The organism is Tenacibaculum sp. Ill (genome assembly GCF_051938915.1).
GTDB classification, from domain to species: domain Bacteria; phylum Bacteroidota; class Bacteroidia; order Flavobacteriales; family Flavobacteriaceae; genus Polaribacter; species Polaribacter larymnensis.
Map to the genome: position 1 here is coordinate 176802 of NZ_JBPSCW010000002.1, position 18358 is coordinate 195159.

18 protein-coding genes and 2 tRNA genes are annotated in these 18358 nt (G+C 31.3%); 7 read left to right on the forward strand and 13 right to left on the reverse strand.

Going from position 1 to position 18358, the window contains the following annotated elements; all coding sequences use genetic code 11:
- Positions 1-42: 42 nt before the first annotated feature.
- The 4 genes from ACTPNM_RS00845 to ACTPNM_RS00860 form a co-directional block, all read right to left on the reverse strand.
- Positions 43-528: an acyl-CoA thioesterase gene (locus tag ACTPNM_RS00845; RefSeq protein ID WP_125066472.1), complete on the reverse strand. Its 486-nt coding sequence runs from the start codon at positions 526-528 to the stop codon at positions 43-45.
- Positions 529-579: 51 nt separating this feature from the next.
- The gene (locus tag ACTPNM_RS00850; protein WP_159488915.1) at positions 580-1173 is read right to left on the reverse strand and encodes a TetR/AcrR family transcriptional regulator; all 594 of its coding nucleotides are present in this window, start codon (positions 1171-1173) and stop codon (positions 580-582) included.
- Positions 1174-1301: 128 nt separating this feature from the next.
- On the reverse strand, positions 1302-2450 hold the full coding sequence (locus ACTPNM_RS00855; RefSeq protein WP_440120212.1) for a cystathionine gamma-synthase: 1149 nt from the start codon (positions 2448-2450) through the stop codon (positions 1302-1304).
- 53 nt (positions 2451-2503) lie between these two features.
- Positions 2504-2959 (reverse strand): DinB family protein, encoded by a 456-nt coding sequence (locus ACTPNM_RS00860; RefSeq protein WP_274638726.1) that lies wholly within the window; start codon positions 2957-2959, stop codon positions 2504-2506.
- A 117-nt stretch (positions 2960-3076) separates the two neighbouring features.
- On the opposite strand from ACTPNM_RS00860, the gene ACTPNM_RS00865 reads away from it, so the two are divergent.
- A complete protein-coding gene (locus ACTPNM_RS00865) occupies positions 3077-3424 on the forward strand; it encodes an arsenate reductase family protein (protein WP_440120213.1) in 348 nt (115 codons plus the stop codon).
- A 104-nt stretch (positions 3425-3528) separates the two neighbouring features.
- Here the strand turns inward: ACTPNM_RS00865 and ACTPNM_RS00870 are convergent, their stop codons facing one another.
- From ACTPNM_RS00870 to ACTPNM_RS00885, 4 genes are all read right to left on the reverse strand, one after another.
- Positions 3529-4011 carry a DUF4252 domain-containing protein gene (locus tag ACTPNM_RS00870; protein ID WP_440120214.1) on the reverse strand — a complete coding sequence of 161 codons (483 nt, stop codon included), beginning with the start codon at positions 4009-4011 and terminating at the stop codon, positions 3529-3531.
- Between the two features lie 104 nt (positions 4012-4115).
- Entirely contained in the window at positions 4116-4493 is a 378-nt protein-coding gene (locus ACTPNM_RS00875) for a hypothetical protein (RefSeq protein WP_440120215.1), read from the reverse strand.
- A gap of 106 nt (positions 4494-4599) precedes the next feature.
- A tRNA-Gln gene (locus ACTPNM_RS00880) sits at positions 4600-4670 on the reverse strand.
- Between the two features lie 95 nt (positions 4671-4765).
- Positions 4766-4836, reverse strand: a tRNA-Gln gene (locus ACTPNM_RS00885).
- Between the two features lie 215 nt (positions 4837-5051).
- Between ACTPNM_RS00885 and ACTPNM_RS00890 the strand changes: the two genes are divergently transcribed.
- Positions 5052-8165, forward strand: a complete 3114-nt coding sequence (locus tag ACTPNM_RS00890) for a DUF2723 domain-containing protein (RefSeq protein ID WP_440120216.1) — start codon at positions 5052-5054, stop codon at positions 8163-8165.
- A gap of 4 nt (positions 8166-8169) precedes the next feature.
- A complete protein-coding gene (locus ACTPNM_RS00895) occupies positions 8170-8799 on the forward strand; it encodes a polysaccharide deacetylase family protein (protein ID WP_440120217.1) in 630 nt (209 codons plus the stop codon).
- Here the strand turns inward: ACTPNM_RS00895 and ACTPNM_RS00900 are convergent.
- Positions 8796-9089 carry a thioredoxin family protein gene (locus tag ACTPNM_RS00900; RefSeq protein ID WP_099215056.1) on the reverse strand — a complete coding sequence of 98 codons (294 nt, stop codon included), beginning with the start codon at positions 9087-9089 and terminating at the stop codon, positions 8796-8798. The genes ACTPNM_RS00895 and ACTPNM_RS00900 overlap by 4 nt on opposite strands.
- Positions 9090-9176: 87 nt before the next feature.
- Complete coding sequence (locus tag ACTPNM_RS00905) at positions 9177-10403, reverse strand: metallophosphoesterase (protein WP_440120218.1); 1227 nt, start codon at positions 10401-10403, stop codon at positions 9177-9179.
- Between the two features lie 172 nt (positions 10404-10575).
- On the opposite strand from ACTPNM_RS00905, the gene polA reads away from it, so the two are divergent.
- Positions 10576-13398 carry a DNA polymerase I gene (polA, locus tag ACTPNM_RS00910; RefSeq protein WP_440120219.1) on the forward strand — a complete coding sequence of 941 codons (2823 nt, stop codon included), beginning with the start codon at positions 10576-10578 and terminating at the stop codon, positions 13396-13398.
- Here polA and ACTPNM_RS00915 read toward each other — a convergent pair.
- The gene (locus ACTPNM_RS00915) at positions 13395-14351 is read right to left on the reverse strand and encodes a helix-turn-helix transcriptional regulator (RefSeq protein ID WP_440120220.1); all 957 of its coding nucleotides are present in this window, start codon (positions 14349-14351) and stop codon (positions 13395-13397) included. The two genes, polA and ACTPNM_RS00915, sit on opposite strands and share 4 nt — an antisense overlap.
- A 219-nt stretch (positions 14352-14570) precedes the next feature.
- On the opposite strand from ACTPNM_RS00915, the gene ACTPNM_RS00920 reads away from it, so the two are divergent.
- Positions 14571-15062 carry a DinB family protein gene (locus tag ACTPNM_RS00920; RefSeq protein ID WP_440120221.1) on the forward strand — a complete coding sequence of 164 codons (492 nt, stop codon included), beginning with the start codon at positions 14571-14573 and terminating at the stop codon, positions 15060-15062.
- Between the two features lie 16 nt (positions 15063-15078).
- Positions 15079-15297 (forward strand): hypothetical protein, encoded by a 219-nt coding sequence (locus ACTPNM_RS00925; RefSeq protein WP_440120222.1) that lies wholly within the window; start codon positions 15079-15081, stop codon positions 15295-15297.
- Positions 15298-15386: 89 nt separating this feature from the next.
- Here ACTPNM_RS00925 and ACTPNM_RS00930 read toward each other — a convergent pair whose 3' ends face one another.
- The gene (locus ACTPNM_RS00930) at positions 15387-16982 is read right to left on the reverse strand and encodes an Ig-like domain-containing protein (protein ID WP_440120223.1); all 1596 of its coding nucleotides are present in this window, start codon (positions 16980-16982) and stop codon (positions 15387-15389) included.
- Positions 16983-17036: 54 nt separating this feature from the next.
- Positions 17037-17576 carry a ComF family protein gene (locus ACTPNM_RS00935; protein ID WP_440120224.1) on the reverse strand — a complete coding sequence of 180 codons (540 nt, stop codon included), beginning with the start codon at positions 17574-17576 and terminating at the stop codon, positions 17037-17039.
- Between the two features lie 205 nt (positions 17577-17781).
- Here ACTPNM_RS00935 and ACTPNM_RS00940 point away from each other — a divergent pair, with 205 nt between their 5' ends.
- Positions 17782-18342, forward strand: coding sequence for a class I SAM-dependent methyltransferase (locus ACTPNM_RS00940; protein ID WP_440120225.1), 561 nt, complete (start codon positions 17782-17784; stop codon positions 18340-18342).
- Positions 18343-18358 lie beyond the last annotated feature (16 nt).

Sequence of the window (18358 nt, forward strand, 5' to 3'; positions counted from 1 at the left end):
GCAATAAATAAAAAAAGACCTGCATTTTGCAGGTCTTTTTTATTATGACACTTTTTGATATCGAAAACTTTTTGTTCTTTCTTCAAAACTAGTTTGTTCTATTGGTAGAACAGCATTTTCAAACAACTCTAATAAATCTTCTGAGTGTTTTGCTGTTGATAATTTTATCAAATCAAAATACACAAAAGAGCTCCAAAGTATTGCTTTCAATTCTGTCTTATCTTCATTCCACATGCGTATTTCAACTAACAAATTTCTTTCTCCATAATGAATTAACTGAGAATCTATCGTTACTGTTTCCATTAAGGTTGCTGGTTTTAAATAAGCTATTTGATGTGAACCTACCACCCAGCTCTTTCCTCGCTCTTTTCCGTGTTGGTAGATATCCAAATTATAATTAGCTATTAATTGATCTTCTCTAGCATTGATAAGATAATTGAAATAGGATGCATTATTTAAATGATTAAAAGGGTCACAATCTTGAAATCTGATTTTTGTTTTACTTTCTAAAATTTTTGGTATTTCCATGGTATTAAGTTTAAAATATACCAAACGGTATATTTTTGATTAAAAAAATAGTTATTTCTGTAATTCTTGTTTTATAATTTGTTGTAATACTGTAGATACATCCTTTAAGTAACTGTCATCTTTCATTATATGTGTCATATATACCGCTCCTTCAATCATGTAAAAAAAGCGTTTAGCATATAACATACTATCTATTGAGTTTTTAATCTCATTGGCTTCTTTTGCTTTTTCAATGAGTATAGAAAACTGTTCTAAAATTCTGTGATTATACGATTGAACCAGTTGAGCAATTACCTTATTTTGATTATTAGCATCTACACCGATGTTTAAAATAGGGCAACCGCCAAATTGCTTATTATATTCATAATAACCTTCATAAAAAAGTGCCACATTAAATAACATTTCTATAGGTGTCTCACCCTTATTAACAGTTTCATTAAGATCTTTTAGTACTTTTCTTACTGAAAACTTAAACGATTCTATGGCTAACTCTTCTTTGTTTTCAAAATGTCCGTAAATGGCTCCTTTAGTCAAACCTGTAGCCTCAGTAATTTTAGATAAACTCATGGCTGCATAACCATTCTTATTAAAAATAGGAGCTACTGTTTCTATTATAAAAGCCTTTGTTCTTTCTGATTTAGACATTTTTCAAAAAAGTTTGAGATACAAATATATATAAAATATACTGAACGGTATATTTTATCCTTGAAAGGATAAAAAAACCGAAGCTTTGATGCTTCGGTTTTTTTCATTTTTATTCTTGGTTGTCTTTTTTATTTAGAAAGTGCCTGCTCTAAATCACCTAGTAAATCATCGATATCTTCTACTCCAACACTTAAACGGATTAAAGAGTCGGTAATTCCTATTTTTAAACGATCAGCTTCAGGAATTGATGCATGCGTCATCGTTACTGGGTGACTTACCAAGCTCTCTACTCCTCCCAATGATTCTGCCAAGGTGAAAATTTTAGTATTTTCTAAGAAAGATAAGGCTGCTTGTTTACTCTGATCTTTTAAACGGAAAGAAACCATGCCTCCAAAATCATCCATTTGCTTTTTGGCTATTTCATGATTTGGATGATTTTCTAATCCCGGATAAAATACCTCTCCTACTTTTGGATGTTCTGATAAATATTTAGCTACTGTTTTTCCATTCTCACAATGACGTTGCATACGTAAATGCAAGGTTTTTACTCCACGAAGTGCTAAAAACGAATCCATAGGCCCTGCAATAGCACCTGCAGCAAACTGAATAAAGTGTAATTGTTCTGCTAACTCAGCATTTTTAGTCATTAAAGCTCCCATCACCAAATCAGAATGCCCTCCTAAATACTTAGTTGCTGAATGCATTACGATATCTACACCCAAATCTAACGGACGCTGTAAATACGGTGTTGCAAAAGTATTATCAACCGCTACTATAATAGCTGGTTTTTTATTTTTCACCGCTTTGGTGATTTCCTCTATATCCGCAATTTTCATTAACGGATTCGTAGGTGTTTCTATCCAAATTAGTTTTGTTTTTTCTGAAATTGCATTAACTACATTGGCTACTTCATTCATGTCAACATACTGAAACTTCAATCCATATTTTTCAAACATGTTTGTAAACATTCTATATGTCCCCCCATAAATATCATCGCCTGCAATAACCTCATCACCTGGATTTAATGTGCGAAGCACACAGTCAATAGCCGATAAACCAGAAGAAAAAGCAAATCCGTGTGTTCCATTTTCAAGAGATGCAAATGCATTTTCTAAAGCGGTACGTGTAGGATTCGCTGAACGTGAATAAGCATATCCTTTATTCACTCCTGGACTTGACTGTGCATAGGTTGACGTTTGAAAAATCGGAGGCATTACTGCTCCTGTAGCTTCTTCATGTTGTTGACCCCCATGTATAGTTTTTGTGTTGAATTTCATCTGTTAACATTTATTATTGCCATACTTTAAAGCAACATTATATTATTAGAGAACTAAACTAATTTACTCAGGTTCATGATAATTCCTAAGTGCATTCCCTCATGTAAATTATTAAAAGCTACAGCACTTTCAAAAGAATCTATCACAAAACCTGTGCTTGTTTCATATTCTTGATATTCTTTAAAAATACCTGCTTCAAAATCTTCTTCTAAGGTTTCTGGTAAACCAATTAATAGTTCTTTTACCTCTTCAAATTCTTCCTCGGTAAAATCTTTCGTTGGAAAAGTTCCTTTTCTATAACCTTCAATTAACTCATCTGGTGCTAAACAATTTAATCCTGATAACTTGTAATGTAATAATTGTTGTGTAACTACTAAATGTGCTACATTCCATGCAATGTTATTATTAAATCCTTCAGGAGTTATGTGCAATTGTTCTAATGATAATCCTTCTATTCTTTTTAGAACTAAGTCTCTTGATCTTTTTAAAACTTCAAACTGTTTGTTCATTTTTCTACTTATTTTAGCTACATCAAAGATACCTATTTAGCCATGAAAACCTATAATGAGTATTTGTTATTTAATGGTTAAAACTAATCTATAGCTAATACAACAAAACTTATATAAATGAAGAAAGTTTATTTTTTACAAACCTGTGATACTTGCCGACGAATTTTAAAAGCAGTAAATCTTGACGGATTTGAAAAGCAAGAAATAAAGGCAAATCCGGTTACCGTTACTCAATTAGAAGAAATGCGCAAATTGACAGATAGCTACGAAAGCTTGTTTAACAAACGCGCAAAACTATATCGTGAAATGGATTTGAAAAATCAGAATTTAGCGGAAGCTGATTACAAGCAATATATTTTAAATGAATACACATTTTTAAAACGTCCTGTTTTTATTGTTGATAACCAAACTTTTATTGGGAACAGTAAAAAGGTAGTGGAAAGTTTAAAAGCATTACTTAATTAATTGAAAAACTCCGACTTTAAAAGTCGGAGTTTTTAATAGGATTCTTTATTATTTATATTCCTTCTACTACATTCAGGAAGTATATTTAATTACACATAACGATATTAGTTAACAGCAACACTATTATTCTTGGTGGAAGCCTCAACCATAGCCGATAGTTCATCCATCGTAAGGTTTGTTTTAATCCCTAACAATACCATTTCGTCACTTTTATCGTGAACATTTACAATAATTTCTTTGATACGATCTTTTGTCTTTCTAAAATATACTGTAACTCTTTCTTGACCATCCTTTACTCTTACTAAAGTTTTTAAATTATTTCTTCTTGCAAACTTTTTAAAATCTTTTTGCACTGAAGCCATGTTGTTATTGAACACCATGATTTTATAATTTTTAGATTTCTTCAAGAAAACGCCAAACTCATCGGTGTCTTCATCAGAGATGAACATATTGGCAAAAAAACTAGGGATATTTAAAGATACTTCAGCTCTATCTTTATTAGATTGGTAAAATGTTTTAAAATTTTCTTTTTGTGCAAAAGAGCTTAACACAAAAAAGCAGAAAAAGATGGTTGCAATTCGTTTCATAATAATAGTGTTTTAAATGAAGACGAAATGACTAAAGTTTTGTTACATAAAAATTATATTAGCGTTTAATAATTTTTATTGAGGTATTTTATTTGCTTTTTTGGTTAAGAGAATATTCCTATAAGTATTCCACTTATTATGTAAGCAATACTACCTACTGAAGAATAAAGGTAATATTGCCTAATTTTTCTTTTAAACTTAAATGTTTCAAATCTTTTAATATCTGAATTATGAGAATCAAGAAATACATTAACAATACCAAAAGGAACTAGTACATAAAAAAGCTTCAACTCAAATTCTAAAGATTCATTAATTCTTTTGTAAGAAACATCAATATTATAAAGCAGACTTTCTGCTTCTTTTATAGTTAAAGAACTTTTATCATAAGCATTGATAAATGTATCTTTACTTATTTTATTATTATATATATACTCTATAAGTTCTTCAATTGAGTATTTTTTTACCTTTTCAATACTTACCATATAGCAATCCTTAATTTATTAATAACAACCTCAATTATACTCATTATAAATTTGATTAACTGTTAACACAAAAAAAGCCTTAACTTATTCAGTTAAGACTTTTTAGTTGGCCCACAAGGACTCGAACCTTGAATATCGGTACCAAAAACCGGTGTGTTACCATTACACCATGGGCCAATGTTTACAGTGCAAATATAAAAACAAAGTTTTATATTTAGAAATCATTAAACACTTTTTATAAAAAAATCCTCACGAAGTTCGTAAGGATTTTGTTGGCCTACAAGGACTCGAACCTTGAATATCGGTACCAAAAACCGGTGTGTTACCATTACACCATAGGCCAATTGCTTATTGCGGGTGCAAATATAAAACAAACTTTTATTTTAGCAAATTTTTTACACTTTTTTTCGTTTACATCTTTTTTACTCCTTAAAATTCATTTAACAGAACTTTATATAGGAGGTTGTTTTAGAGAAACTGTTAAAATTATATTTTTGTTTTCAACTAAAAAATCATTAGTAATTAATACATTCGTACTTTATATCTAGATAAAAAACTATGACTGAGTTTAACTATAAAAAGTGGAACATCATTTTAGGATGGGTTTCGTTTGCAGTAGCGTTAATTACCTATACCTTAACTCTTGAGCCTACAGTGAGTTCATGGGATTGTGGAGAATATATTGCAACTGCTGTAAATTTAGAAGTTGGACACCCTCCTGGTGCTCCTTTATTTCAAATGTTAGGTGCTTTTTTCGCTATGTTTACTAGTGATCCTAGTCAGTTAGCAAAAATGGTCAACTTTATGTCTGGGTTAGCAAGTGCTTTTACCATTCTTTTCATGTTTTGGACAATTACCAATTTAGCCAGAAAAATGGCCTTTAAAAATGGAAAGTTAGGTAATAATGAAGCTATTGCTGTTTTAGGAAGTGGATTAGTAGGTGCTTTAGCCTATACTTTTTCTGATAGTTTTTGGTTTAGTGCTGTTGAAGGTGAAGTGTATGCCATGTCTTCTTTCTTAATGGCGTTACTATTTTGGTTAGGATTGCGTTGGGAAAGTGAGTTAAATACTCCTAGAGGAAATAAATGGTTGGTATTAATCAGTTTTGTAGTTGGACTATCTTTTGGGGTTCATATACTTTCTTTATTAGTAATTCCATCAATCGTTTTAGTATATTTCTTCAAAACATATAAAGACATCAACATAAAAACAACTGCAATTGCTACCCTAGTGGCAATACTAGTATTAGCTTTTGTATTTAAGTTTTTATTCCCTTTTACTTTAAAATTCTTTAGTGCTGCTGAACTATTTTTTATCAACCAAGTAGGATTGCCTTATAACTCAGGAACCATCATTGCTGGAATTGTTTTAATAGGTTTGTTCTTTTACGGTTTAAAATACACTCGTAAAAAGAACCTAGTTACGGCAAATACTTTAGTACTTTCAGTATTATTTATTATGATTGGATTCTCGTCTTGGTTAATGTTACCAATTCGTGCAAATGCTGATACTATTATCAACGAAAATAATCCATCAAGTGCACGTGAATTATTAGCTTACTATAACCGTGAACAATACGGTGACTCTAATGTTTTTTATGATAATTACTATTCTGTAGCTTATGATAGAGAACAAGATGCTGATAATCCTTATAAAGACGACAAACCTAAGTACGAAAAAATAGATGGTAAGTACGTTATTGTAAACAGATACAAAAACGTACTTCCAAATTATTCAAGTAAACACAAAGGGTTCATTCCTCGTATGGTAAATCCTGCTTCTGAGCAACAATACAAAAGTATTGCTGGAATTCCTGCTCGTAGTAAAAGACGTCCAACGTTTTTAGAAAACATAAAATTCATGGTTGATTTTCAATTTGGATATATGTACGGGCGTTATTTTATGTGGAATTTTGTAGGTCGCCAAAATGATATTCAAGGACATTTGGATGTTGAAAACGGAAATTGGTTAAGTGGTATTAATTTTGTTGACGAAGCCCGCTTAGGCTCACAACAAAACTTACCAGACGATATTAAAAATAATAAAGGACGTAATACTTACTTCTTTTTACCTTTTATTTTAGGTCTTATTGGTTTATTATATCAACTCAATAAGGATAAAAAGAATTTTTATGTATTAACACTGTTCTTTTTATTTACTGGGTTAGCAATTATATTTTACACCAATCCAAAACCTTTTGAACCTCGTGAGCGTGATTATGCGGTAGTAGGTTCTTTTTATGTATTTGCCATTTGGATTGGTTTCGGAGTACTTGCCTTATATGATTATTTTAAAAAGTACGCTAGTAAAAAGGTAGTTGCTATTGCTGTTTCAGTAGTTTCATTGCTAGCTGTTCCTATTTTAATGGGCTTCCAAAACTGGGACGATCATGATAGATCTGACCGTTATTTAGCACAGTTAAATGCACAAACATATTTAGAAAGTTGCGATCCGAATGCAATCATCTTTACTATTGGAGACAATGATACTTTCCCTCTTTGGTATATGCAACAAGTAGAAGGTGTTCGTAGAGATATTAAAATAGTAAATACAAGTCTTTTTCAAACAGATTGGTACATCGACCAAATGAAAAAGAAAACCTACGATGCAGATCCTATTCCGTCACAGTTAACACACGATCAGTACAAGTATGGAACCTTAGATATGGCGTATTACTACCCTCTTCCACAGCTAAAAGATTCTTTACTTACTATAAAAGATTTTATGCGTTGGATTGACAGTGATAACGATGCTACCTATTTAGACGCTGGTGATGGCGCTAAAGAAAAATTTTACCCAACTAACAAAATTCGCATTCCTGTTAACAAAGAAAACGCGTTAAAAACTGGATTAGTGGCTCAAAAAGATGCTGATAAAATGGTAGATTATATTGATATTACTGTTGATGATAGAGCCTTATCAAAAGCAAGGCTTTTAATGTTAGATATCTTGAACAATTTTGATTGGAAGCGACCTATTTACTTCACTGGCGGTGCAAATGCAGATGAAGAGTACATTTGGTTAAAAGATTACTTACAATTAGATGGAATGGCGTACAAATTAGTACCTATTAAAACATCTAATAAAGGGCGTACAATTTTTGATATGGGACGTATAGATCCTGAAAAAATGTATGATAATGTTAAAAAATGGGATTGGAAAACAATCAATAACGGAGAAATTTACCTAGATGAGCAAAGTAAGCGTAACGCAATTTCATTACGTAATAACTTAATTCGTCTATCAGAAGAGTTTTTACAGAAGGGAGATTCTGTAAACGCAAAAGATGTATTAGATTTATCGTTACACAAAATGCCTATTAAAGATTTTGATCATTACAATTTCTCTTTAGGTTATCCAGAGTTATATTATCGCATAGGTGATATTGAAAAAGCTAGAGAAACTGCAGAAACTTTAGCTGATATTTTTCAACAAAAATTAAAATATTACAGCACATTTAATACTCAGGATATTGATTTAATCATCGATAATTTAGAGACTAGTTTATACATGTATCAAAACTTAGTTCAACAAATTACTCGATACGACAAAGACGAAGAATACGGTAAAAAGTTTTTTGAAAATTATATAACACACGCTCGCTTATTTAGTCATTTAATGCCTGAAGAAGAAACTGAGTTACCTCAAGAACTCGATACTATTAAACCTTAATTTAATGAGGTTATATTTTATAAAGACACCACGTATACTTAAACGTTTATTTGCTAAGTATACGTGGTCTTTTTTTACCAATAAGAAAGAAATCTATCTCACTTTTGATGATGGACCTATTCCTGAGGTTACTGAATTTGTATTAGACCAACTACATAATTTTAATGCAAAAGCTACCTTTTTTTGTATTGGTGATAATATTCGAAAACACCCTGTTGTTTTCTCAAGAATTGTTAAAGAAGGACATTCGGTAGGAAACCATACTTTTAATCACTTAAACGGCTGGAAAAGTAGCTATACGACTTATATTGAAAATACTAGTAAATGTGAAGGCTTATTACCTAATCAAAAAACAAAATTATTTCGTCCTCCGTATGGAAAAATAAAAAGAAAACAAGCTAAACAACTTCTTGCTAGTGGCTATAAAATTATTATGTGGGACGTATTATCCGCAGATTTTGATTCGAGCGTCACAAAGGAAAAATGTTTGCAAAACGTACTTGAAAATGTACAAAACGGAAGTATCATCGTTTTTCACGATAGTATAAAAGCTAGCGACAAATTGTATTATGCGCTTCCAAAAGTTTTAAAAGAATTTTCGCAAAAAGGGTATGACTTTAAAGCAATAACTTAAACAAACTGCTGAACCAATCCTATTAACGTATTAGCATCTTGCTCTCCTGTTTGACGCCATTTCATCTCACCGTTTTTATAAATCATAAAAGTAGGATTCCCCTTAACTCGTAGGGCATCGGCAAGAATTTCATTCTTTTTAATGTCTATTTTAATTACTTTGGCTTTATCACCTAATGCAGCAGCTACATCACGAAGCGTGTCTAAACTAGGTTCTAGTTCACTCCAATCTGCATAAAAATCGATTAACACAGGTTTGTTAATGCTTATAATTTCACCAAACTTTGTCATCTTTTGCATACGTTTAATCACTAAAGAGCCTAAAATTACTAATTTTTTGTTAGGTAATTATTATGAAAATCTTAAAAATACTGAAAATCAAGCTTTTTTTAACTCAATTACAGTAATTTCTGGCCAAATTCCTACTCTACCTGGGAAAGCATGATACCCAAAACCTCTATTTACGTTAATATATCTATCAAACTCTTTATACAATCCTGCCCACTGCTTATATACATATTTAGAAGGGCTCCACTTAATCCAACCAGGAATTTCAATACCAAACTGTAAACCATGGGTATGACCGCTCAAGGTTAAATGATAATTAAAATCATCTTGCTTTACCTTATGTTCCCAATGACTAGGATCATGAGACAGTAAAATTTTAAAATCTTCTTTACTTACCCCTTCTGATGCTTTTTTAAGGTCTCCTGCTTTGCTAAAACGTCCTTTTCCCCAATTTTCTACACCAACCAAAGCAATTCTCTCTCCATTTCTTTCTATATACCTATTTTCATTCAACAATAGCTCAAACCCTATTTTTGGATGAATATCTTTTACCGCTTGAAAATTTGCCTTTTTATCTTCTGGTGTTTTCCAATCAGAATAATCTCCGTAATCATGATTTCCAAGAATGGAATATTTCCCCATAGGTGCTTTTAGTTCCGAAAACATTGACACCCAATCATCCATTTCATGAGCAAAATTATTAACGATATCACCTGTAAACAAAATCATGTCTGATTCCTGCTCGTTAATTAAATCTACTCCATATTGGATTTTTTCTTTATTATCAAAACTTCCTGAGTGAATATCAGTTATATGAGATATGGTAAAACCATCAAAAGCTTCTGGTAAATCTTTAAAACTTAATTGATATTTTAACACCTTGTAATTATACTTTCCTCTAACCATACCATACAACAAACTTGCAAATGGTAAAGCTGCCAATCCTAAGGCTATTTTCGATATAAAAGCTCTTCTTCCATTCAAATCTTTAGTTTCTCCTTTAGATAAAAAAGAAATTCCCTTTTGAATCCATCTCACCACATCTTCTCCAAACATTAATATAAAAACTACCACTTTAGGAATTAAAACAAGTAAAAGCATCCCCATTGCCCATTGAAACTCTCTTGTTTGACCAGAACTTCTATCAGAAGTAAATATCACATAAAAAAAGTTTGCATAAGCTAGCAGTCCAATAAACAACCACCCATAACGAATAATCTTACTTTTAGTAAGTGTTTTTATTGCCTGAAAAGCATATGCTTCAAACACAATAATTATTGCTGATATTATAATAACTGTTACTAACCAACGAGACATCTATTTCATTTTTAAGGAGAAACAAAGATACAGCGATTCTTAAAATTGATTTTTAACATCTTGTTAAAGTTTTGTAGCTTTACCTCCAAAGTTCAAAGAAACTATAGTTTTCTACTTTTTTCTGTAAACAAATCGGTATCAACATTTTATTTCAATAGGCTTAAGACAAAACATGGCAGATCATAAACGACTTTTTTTACTCGACGCATACGCTTTAATTTTTAGAGGATATTATGCCTTTATTAAAAATCCACGTATCAACTCTAAAGGATTAGATACTTCTGCAATTATGGGTTTTACTAACTCTTTACTAGATGTAATAAAGCGTGAAAAGCCTGATTACCTAGCGGTATGTTTTGACAGAGGCGGAAGTGTAGATCGTGTTGAAGCTTTTGAAGATTACAAAGCAAACCGACAAGAAACGCCTGAAGCCATTCGCTTAGCAGTGCCTTATATTGAAAAAATATTAGAAGCCATGAACATTCCTGCCATTGTAAAAGAGGGGTATGAAGCTGATGATATTATAGGAACACTTGCTAAAAAAGCCGAGAAAGAAGGGCTTTACACCTATATGGTAACACCTGATAAAGATTTTGCTCAACTAGTTTCTGAACATATTTTTATGTACCGTCCGCCTCGTATGGGAAATGGTTACGAAAAATGGGGTATTGAAGAAGTTAAAACAAAGTTTGGTGTTGAAAACCCTTTGCAAGTAATTGACTTTTTAGGAATGATGGGTGATGCTGTTGATAATATTCCTGGTTTACCTGGTGTTGGTGAAAAAACAGCTAAAAAATTCATTGCTGCTTATGGAAGTATGGAAGGCTTATTTGAAAATATACATGAGCTAAAAGGAAAAATGAAAGAAAAGGTAGAAGCTAATCAAGAATTAGGTCTACTTTCTAAAAAGCTAGCTACTATTATGCTAGATGTTCCTGTTGAATTAGAGTTGGATAAATTAGTTTTTGAACAACCTAATATAGAAGCTACCAAAGAAATTTTTACGGAGCTAGAGTTCCGTCGTTTAACAGAAAACTTCTTAAAAACATTTGCTCCTACTGAAGAAAGTACTACCACGACTGAAAAACCAAAAACAACAAAGGCTAGTGCAGCTGGACAGTTTGATTTATTTGCTGCTCCTGGTAGTGGAAGTGCTTCTAAAGACACAAATATCAACGGCTTTAAAACCATTGAAAACACTAATCACTTCTATCAATTAGTAGATACGCCTCTTTCAAGAAAATTATTGTTAGAGAAATTAATGCAACAAAACTCTGTTTGTTTTGATACTGAAACGACAGGATTAAAAGCCTTAGAAGTTGAGCTTGTTGGAATTGCATTTTCTTGGGAGGCTGGCAAAGGCTATTATGTCCCTTTTCCTGAAAACCAAGAAGAAACAAAGACTATTCTAGAAGAGTTCCGATCATTTTTTGAAGCCGAAACCATCGAAAAAATTGGTCATAATTTAAAATACGACATTAAAGTACTGTCAAACTACAACATGCCTGTACAAGGTAAATTGTTTGACACCATGATTGCGCATTACCTTATCAATCCAGATATGCGTCATAATATGGATGTACTTGCAGAAACATACTTAAACTATCAACCACAACCTATTACAGAGTTGATTGGTAAAAAAGGTAAAAATCAACTTTCAATGCGACAAGTTGAACTACCTAAACAAACTGAATATGCTGTTGAAGATGCTGATATTACTTATCAATTAAAAGAGCACTTTTCTAAAGAACTAGAAAGTGGTAATGTTACCAAGTTATTTAACGAAGTAGAAACTCCGTTAGTTTCTGTATTAACAGCTATGGAAATTGAAGGTATTAATTTAGATGTCGACTTCTTAAAAACTCTTTCTGAAGCATTATCTAAAGATATTTCTCAACTTGAACAAAATATATACGAACAAGCTGGTGAAGAATTTAATATTGCATCACCAAAGCAATTAGGACCTATTCTATTTGACAAGTTAAAACTGGTTGACAAACCTAAGAAAACCAAAACGGGGCAATATTCTACTGCGGAAGATGTGCTTTCTTACTTAGCTAAAGACCACCAAATTGTTGCTGATATTTTAAAATATCGTCAGTATAAAAAATTACAAAGTACCTATGTTGATGCACTTCCTAACGAAATCAATCCAAAAACAGGAAGAGTACACACTGTATATGCTCAAGCTGTTGCTGCTACTGGGCGTTTAAGTTCTAACAACCCGAACTTGCAGAACATTCCTATTCGTACTAAGCGCGGACAGGAAGTTCGTAAAGCATTTATTCCAAGAGATGAAAATTATGTGTTGTTAGCAGCAGATTATAGCCAGATAGAATTACGAATTATTGCTGCTTTAAGTGAAGAAGAAACCATGATTAAGGCATTTAAAGATGGGGAAGATATTCACGCTTCTACTGCTGCAAAAGTATTTAACGTTCCTATTGAAGACGTAACTCGTGAGCAACGTAGTAATGCTAAAACAGTAAACTTTGGAATTATTTATGGGGTTTCTGCCTTCGGATTAAGTAATCAAACCGATTTGTCTCGTAAAGAAGCAAAAGAGTTGATTGACACCTATTATGCAACCTATCCGAAACTACGAAATTACATTTCTAAACAAGTTGATTTTGCTCGTGAGCACGGATATGTAGAAACTGTATTACATCGTCGTCGTTATTTAAAAGACATTAATTCTCGTAACGCTATTGTTCGTGGTGCTGCGGAAAGAAATGCCGTAAACGCACCTATTCAGGGTTCTGCTGCGGATATTATAAAACTTGCCATGATTAACATTTACAAGCGATTTGAGCAAGAAAACTTTAAATCGAAAATGTTATTACAAGTACATGATGAATTGGTATTTGATGCACATAAAGATGAAGTAGACATCATTAAACCTATCATTAAACAAGAAATGGAAAATGCCTTTAAAATGACTGTTCCATTAGATGTTGAAATTGATACAGGAGTTAATTGGTTAGAAGCACATTAAAGTTTAGTAATTGCTTTCTCTAAAATCTCTTTTACCTGAAGTTTTAAACTTTCAGGTTCAATAATTTTAGCATAGTCAGAAAACACAATGTACCATCTGGAAAAGCCGTGTTCAACATAAGAAGTCATAAATGTCATTTCTACCTGGTTTCCTTTAATTTTTTCAGAGACAAAACCATGTTGCATTTTACTATTGCTTATATACCGTACGACACTTTTATCAACAGAAATAACAACTTTTGTTTTTGGTGTATTTTCATACTGGCTGCGGTATTCATCTAAAGTAATGTGTTCTCTAGTAAAACTATTTTGGGTTGATTTAATAGCTAACATTCTATCGGTTCTAAACTGTCTGTAATCACTCCTTAAATGGCAAAAAGCTAATACATACCAAAATCCTGACTCATGATAAATACCTACAGGTTCCACAAAACGCTCAGAAGGTGTTTCTCGATTTAATGCTTGATATTTTAAAAATACCTGTCTTTTTTCAGCAATGCTTTCAAATAATGTTTCAAGCGCATTTGGTAAACTATCATTGAATAATTTATTTGTAGGGTCAACCAGTATTTGTGATTCTAAAGCAGAAATCCAATCTTTTTCACGACCACGTAAAACTGATTTTAATTTCATCATGGCAGATTCGTAGTAATTTCCCAACGATTTATCTACAAACTTTTGCATTAATTTTTCGGCTGCTACAAAACTTCCTACTTCTTCTCTAGTAAACATAACAGGTGGTAAACGGTATCCTTCCATAATAGAATAACCAACTCCTGCCTCACTTATAATGGGTACTCCCGAAGCTTCAAGTGTTCGTATATCACGATAAATAGTACGTAAACTTACTTGAAATCTATCAGCTAATTCTTGTGCTTTTACAATACGTTTGGATTGTAACTGAATAAGGATGGCTACAATTCTATCAAACCGTTTTACCGTGTCTAAACTCATAATGCTATAACATATTTCCCAAAGATAGGATTTCAGGCTGAAGTATTTTTTAAATTTTTGCTTCAACATAATAACTCTACTTCTTATGATACACAAATAAACATACGGTAAGTGACAACTGCTTGTCAATAGATATTTTTAAATTTTATTTCTTCCTACTGACATAATGCTGTCACTACCCCATATTAATTTTGGTTTCAAATAATAAAAATTACAATTATGGAATCAACAACAAGCACATTATTAAAACAAGTAATTACACCATCTGAGTTATTAGCACATTGGCAAGGACACAGAGGTTTAACCCGAAGAACTATTGAAGCTTTTCCTGAAGAAGCCTTCTTTAATTATTCTATAGGAGGCATGCGTACTTTTGCTGATATGGTTATGGAACTTTTAGGTATAGCAGGTCCAGGTATTAAAGAAATTGCTACTGGAGAAATACAAGAACTAATTGAAGAGGTTGATCACGGCAACAAAAAAGCAAAAATTCTTGAACTTTGGGATAAAGCTACTGATGAAATAAACACCTATTGGGCACAAATTAAACCAGAACAATTCCAGCAGAACATTAAAATATTTGGTCAATATGAAGGTACGGTTTGGTCATCAATTTTTTATTTTATTGATAATGAAATCCATCATCGCGGACAGGGATATGTTTATCTACGTGCTTTAGGTATTGAGCCTCCTTATTTTTATGAACGTTAATAAAAAAGCACCTAAAATGAAAACAGTTTTGGTATTTAAAACATCAGTTACAAGAAACAAAGAAATTAAAATTGTTCAACCTACTTTAAATCGTTTGATTACCAAAAATGACCGCTGGAATTTTGACTTAGAAGATTGTGATAATATCCTTCGAGTAGAGACTCAAATGGTTAAAGCTGATGACGTTTTAAAAGCAATACAACATCATGGGTTTTATTGTGAAGAATTGTTGTAAAAACAATAAAGTATAATGTAACAAAAAACCGAATAGAGAAGCTATTAGTTTCTGTATTCGGTTTCTTTATTCTTTCAAGATGACATTATCTACTTTATTACAAATGTTTCATTTTGTACCCAGTTAGCCCTTAGCTTAAATATTGTTTCTAAATAGATGATTTGCTCTGGCTGTTTTCTTAATAAGAAATCACCAGTATCCCACATACGGTTGTTATTTTCATCAACTATCGCTCTAACACTATATTCTTTAGGTTCTAATAGAGTAAATTCTATTTTTTTAGACGATGTAATATATCTTTTTTCTACTACCTTATCTTGACTTAATAGTTCAATAATAACAGGAGATTCTGTTTCGTTTTTAACATCTAATACAATACTTCCATAATCTTCTACTGTTCGTGTTGAAAACTTATAATCTAATGTATCGTTTGTAGTTTCATAAATATCAGTTATCCCTTCTGGTAACCCTTTAAAAATATAACCGTATTTGGGTTTCTTTTCAAATAATACTGCTATTTTATTAATTGATTGTTTTTTCAATTCAAAAGGTACATCAACAGTATCTTTATCAATTAATGAGAATTTAGATTTATCATAAGAAACAATTGGGTTGTTTGTTTTGATAAACATTGTGTCTTTTAAATTCAGGTCTCCACTTACACTAGATGACACAGATAAAGAATCAATTTTCTTTTTTCTTAAAAACACTGTAACAGTATCTTTAAAATTCTCATTATTTACTATAAAATTCAATGAATCTCTTTCTAAAGGCGTATACCAATAATTTAGCGTGTCTTTATCTTTTTCAAATTGAGTAAACGACTTAAAATCTTGTGGAACCTCTGACAGCAATTCAATACTCATATTTTTCTGCTTACCTTCAAAACCAAACTGAATTTTCCCTTTTGTTACTTCTTTTCCTCTTTTAAACTCATACGGTTGAATTTCTTTAAAGAAACGGATAGGCTTACTTATTAAAGTATCTTGAGGCAACGTAATTGTATCTACTACAAACCCAATTTTATCTGTTCGACTATTAAAAATATAATCGTTTGAAGGTTCTTTTAATGCTAACATTAAATATTTTCCTTCTCGCAAATTACTAAACTCAAAATTTGTAGAATCTAGTGTATTTGTTACATAGTTTGGTTTCTGTTTAAAAATAATAGTGTCATTATAGGTACTATCTAGTTTATATAGTAAAACACTAATTTCTTTTACCTCTTTTTTATCAAAAGCATCAGCTACTGTCCCTTTAATTTTTAAAGAATCAATATAGTCTCCCGTTGAAAACACATATTTAAAACTCTCTAACTTATTATTTTCATTATTGTCTTGAACTGCGTTTCCAAAATTAAAGGTATAAGTAGTGCTCGGTTGTAATGTGTCTAATATTTTAATATTTATATACTTGCTTGGTGTTCCTTGAGGTGTAATTAATGGTGGATTTTTCATTGGAGGAGAAACTACCAACTGTTTTTGTAAGTCTTTTAAAACAATATATTCATCAAAATAAATACGAATGTTATCATCATCAAAATGAATAGTTTCATAAGGAGGATTTGCAGTAACCATTATTGGTGCAGTTTCATCTTTTGGACCTCCTTCTGGTCGTCCCTTACGTGCACAACTACTTATTAAAAAAGCGAAAAGAGTTACTAAAATAAAGTGTTTATTTTTCACAAATTAATGGTTTAAAATCCATTTTCAAAAGTAGTAAATTAAGATGGAATTGTATTAGTCTTTTTGTGTATAAGCCATTGTCGCTACACTTATAGTTATATTTTGCGTTTTTAAAAGTTCGTTTGCACAAGCTTCCAATGTTGCTCCTGTAGTAATAACATCATCAATAAGCAAGACGTGTTTATTTTCAAAAAAAGTCGTATCAACAAGTTTAAACTTTGTTTTGTTATTAGAAAACCGTTCAAATCGTTGTTTTAGAGTTTGTGTTTTAGTTTTAGAAGTTCTAATTAGAATATCTGATTTATACTCAATATTCAAAATATCGCTCAATCGTTCACCAAACATAGTTACTTGATTATACCCTCTCTTTTTAAACTTTTTTGAATGTAGTGGCACAGGAATAATGTAATCTACATCTACAAAAATACTTGATTTCTTTAATTTTTCTCCAAACCAGTCTGCTATAAATATTCCTATTTCTGGTTGGTTTTTATATTTTAACTGATGAATAAGTTTTTGGGTTACTCCTTTCTTTCTGTAAAAAAGAAAAGAACGTACAGCTTGTATTGGCACTTTTCCATAAAAATTTGACATTAATGTAACATTTGTATGCTCATTATCGTCTATAATTGGTAAGTCGTTTTTACAAAAAGTGCATACGAATGTTTCATTTTGTAACAACGTCTTTTCACAGTTAACACATAAATTGGGGTAAAATAAATAGAATATCTCTTTTAAAAATTGCATCTTTACAAGCCTTTTTTAACAGAAAGATACAAAAAACAACAGAAGTTATATTTTGAGTAAAAAGTTTAATTTTTTCAAAGAAGCCGTAAAAAACTACAAAACATCTGGTACAGTTGTTCCAAGTTCTAGATACTTGGCAAATAAAATGCTAAAAGAAATTGATTTTAAAACTGCTGAAGTTATTGTAGAACTAGGACCTGGAAATGGAGCCATCACACAATACATATTAAAAAAACTTCAGCCTAATACCATATTAATATGTTTTGAAATAAACAATGCTTTTTACAAAGAGCTTAAAAAAATAAAACACCCACAATTAGTTGTTTTAAAAGCTTCTGCTGAAAATATAAAGTTTGAAATAGAAAAATTAGGATATTCAAAAGCAGACTATATTGTTTCTAGTTTACCATTAACAATAATTCCTAAAGAAATATCGCACTCTATTTTAACAAAAAGCTATAACTTTTTAACTACCACAGGGCTTTTTATTCAATATCAATATAGTTTGACTTACTACAAAAAACTAAAAGAAGTTTTTGGTAACGCTATCGATTTAAGCTTTGAACCTCTAAATTTCCCTCCTGCTTTTATTTACAAATGTGTTAAAAAATAAATAGTATATTAGCACG

Bases quoted from the DNA above. Each gene is read 5' to 3' on its own strand.
- ACTPNM_RS00845 (WP_125066472.1), bottom strand. From the start codon at position 528: ATGGAAATACCAAAAATTTTAGAAAGTAAAACAAAAATCAGATTTCAA.
- ACTPNM_RS00850 (WP_159488915.1), bottom strand. From the start codon at position 1,173: ATGTCTAAATCAGAAAGAACAAAGGCTTTTATAATAGAAACAGTAGCT.
- ACTPNM_RS00855 (WP_440120212.1), bottom strand. From the start codon at position 2,450: ATGAAATTCAACACAAAAACTATACATGGGGGTCAACAACATGAAGAA.
- ACTPNM_RS00860 (WP_274638726.1), bottom strand. From the start codon at position 2,959: ATGAACAAACAGTTTGAAGTTTTAAAAAGATCAAGAGACTTAGTTCTA.
- ACTPNM_RS00865 (WP_440120213.1), top strand. From the start codon at position 3,077: ATGAAGAAAGTTTATTTTTTACAAACCTGTGATACTTGCCGACGAATT.
- ACTPNM_RS00870 (WP_440120214.1), bottom strand. From the start codon at position 4,011: ATGAAACGAATTGCAACCATCTTTTTCTGCTTTTTTGTGTTAAGCTCT.
- ACTPNM_RS00875 (WP_440120215.1), bottom strand. From the start codon at position 4,493: ATGGTAAGTATTGAAAAGGTAAAAAAATACTCAATTGAAGAACTTATA.
- ACTPNM_RS00890 (WP_440120216.1), top strand. From the start codon at position 5,052: ATGACTGAGTTTAACTATAAAAAGTGGAACATCATTTTAGGATGGGTT.
- ACTPNM_RS00895 (WP_440120217.1), top strand. From the start codon at position 8,170: ATGAGGTTATATTTTATAAAGACACCACGTATACTTAAACGTTTATTT.
- ACTPNM_RS00900 (WP_099215056.1), bottom strand. From the start codon at position 9,089: ATGACAAAGTTTGGTGAAATTATAAGCATTAACAAACCTGTGTTAATC.
- ACTPNM_RS00905 (WP_440120218.1), bottom strand. From the start codon at position 10,403: ATGTCTCGTTGGTTAGTAACAGTTATTATAATATCAGCAATAATTATT.
- polA (WP_440120219.1), top strand. From the start codon at position 10,576: ATGGCAGATCATAAACGACTTTTTTTACTCGACGCATACGCTTTAATT.
- ACTPNM_RS00915 (WP_440120220.1), bottom strand. From the start codon at position 14,351: ATGAGTTTAGACACGGTAAAACGGTTTGATAGAATTGTAGCCATCCTT.
- ACTPNM_RS00920 (WP_440120221.1), top strand. From the start codon at position 14,571: ATGGAATCAACAACAAGCACATTATTAAAACAAGTAATTACACCATCT.
- ACTPNM_RS00925 (WP_440120222.1), top strand. From the start codon at position 15,079: ATGAAAACAGTTTTGGTATTTAAAACATCAGTTACAAGAAACAAAGAA.
- ACTPNM_RS00935 (WP_440120224.1), bottom strand. From the start codon at position 17,576: ATGTCAAATTTTTATGGAAAAGTGCCAATACAAGCTGTACGTTCTTTT.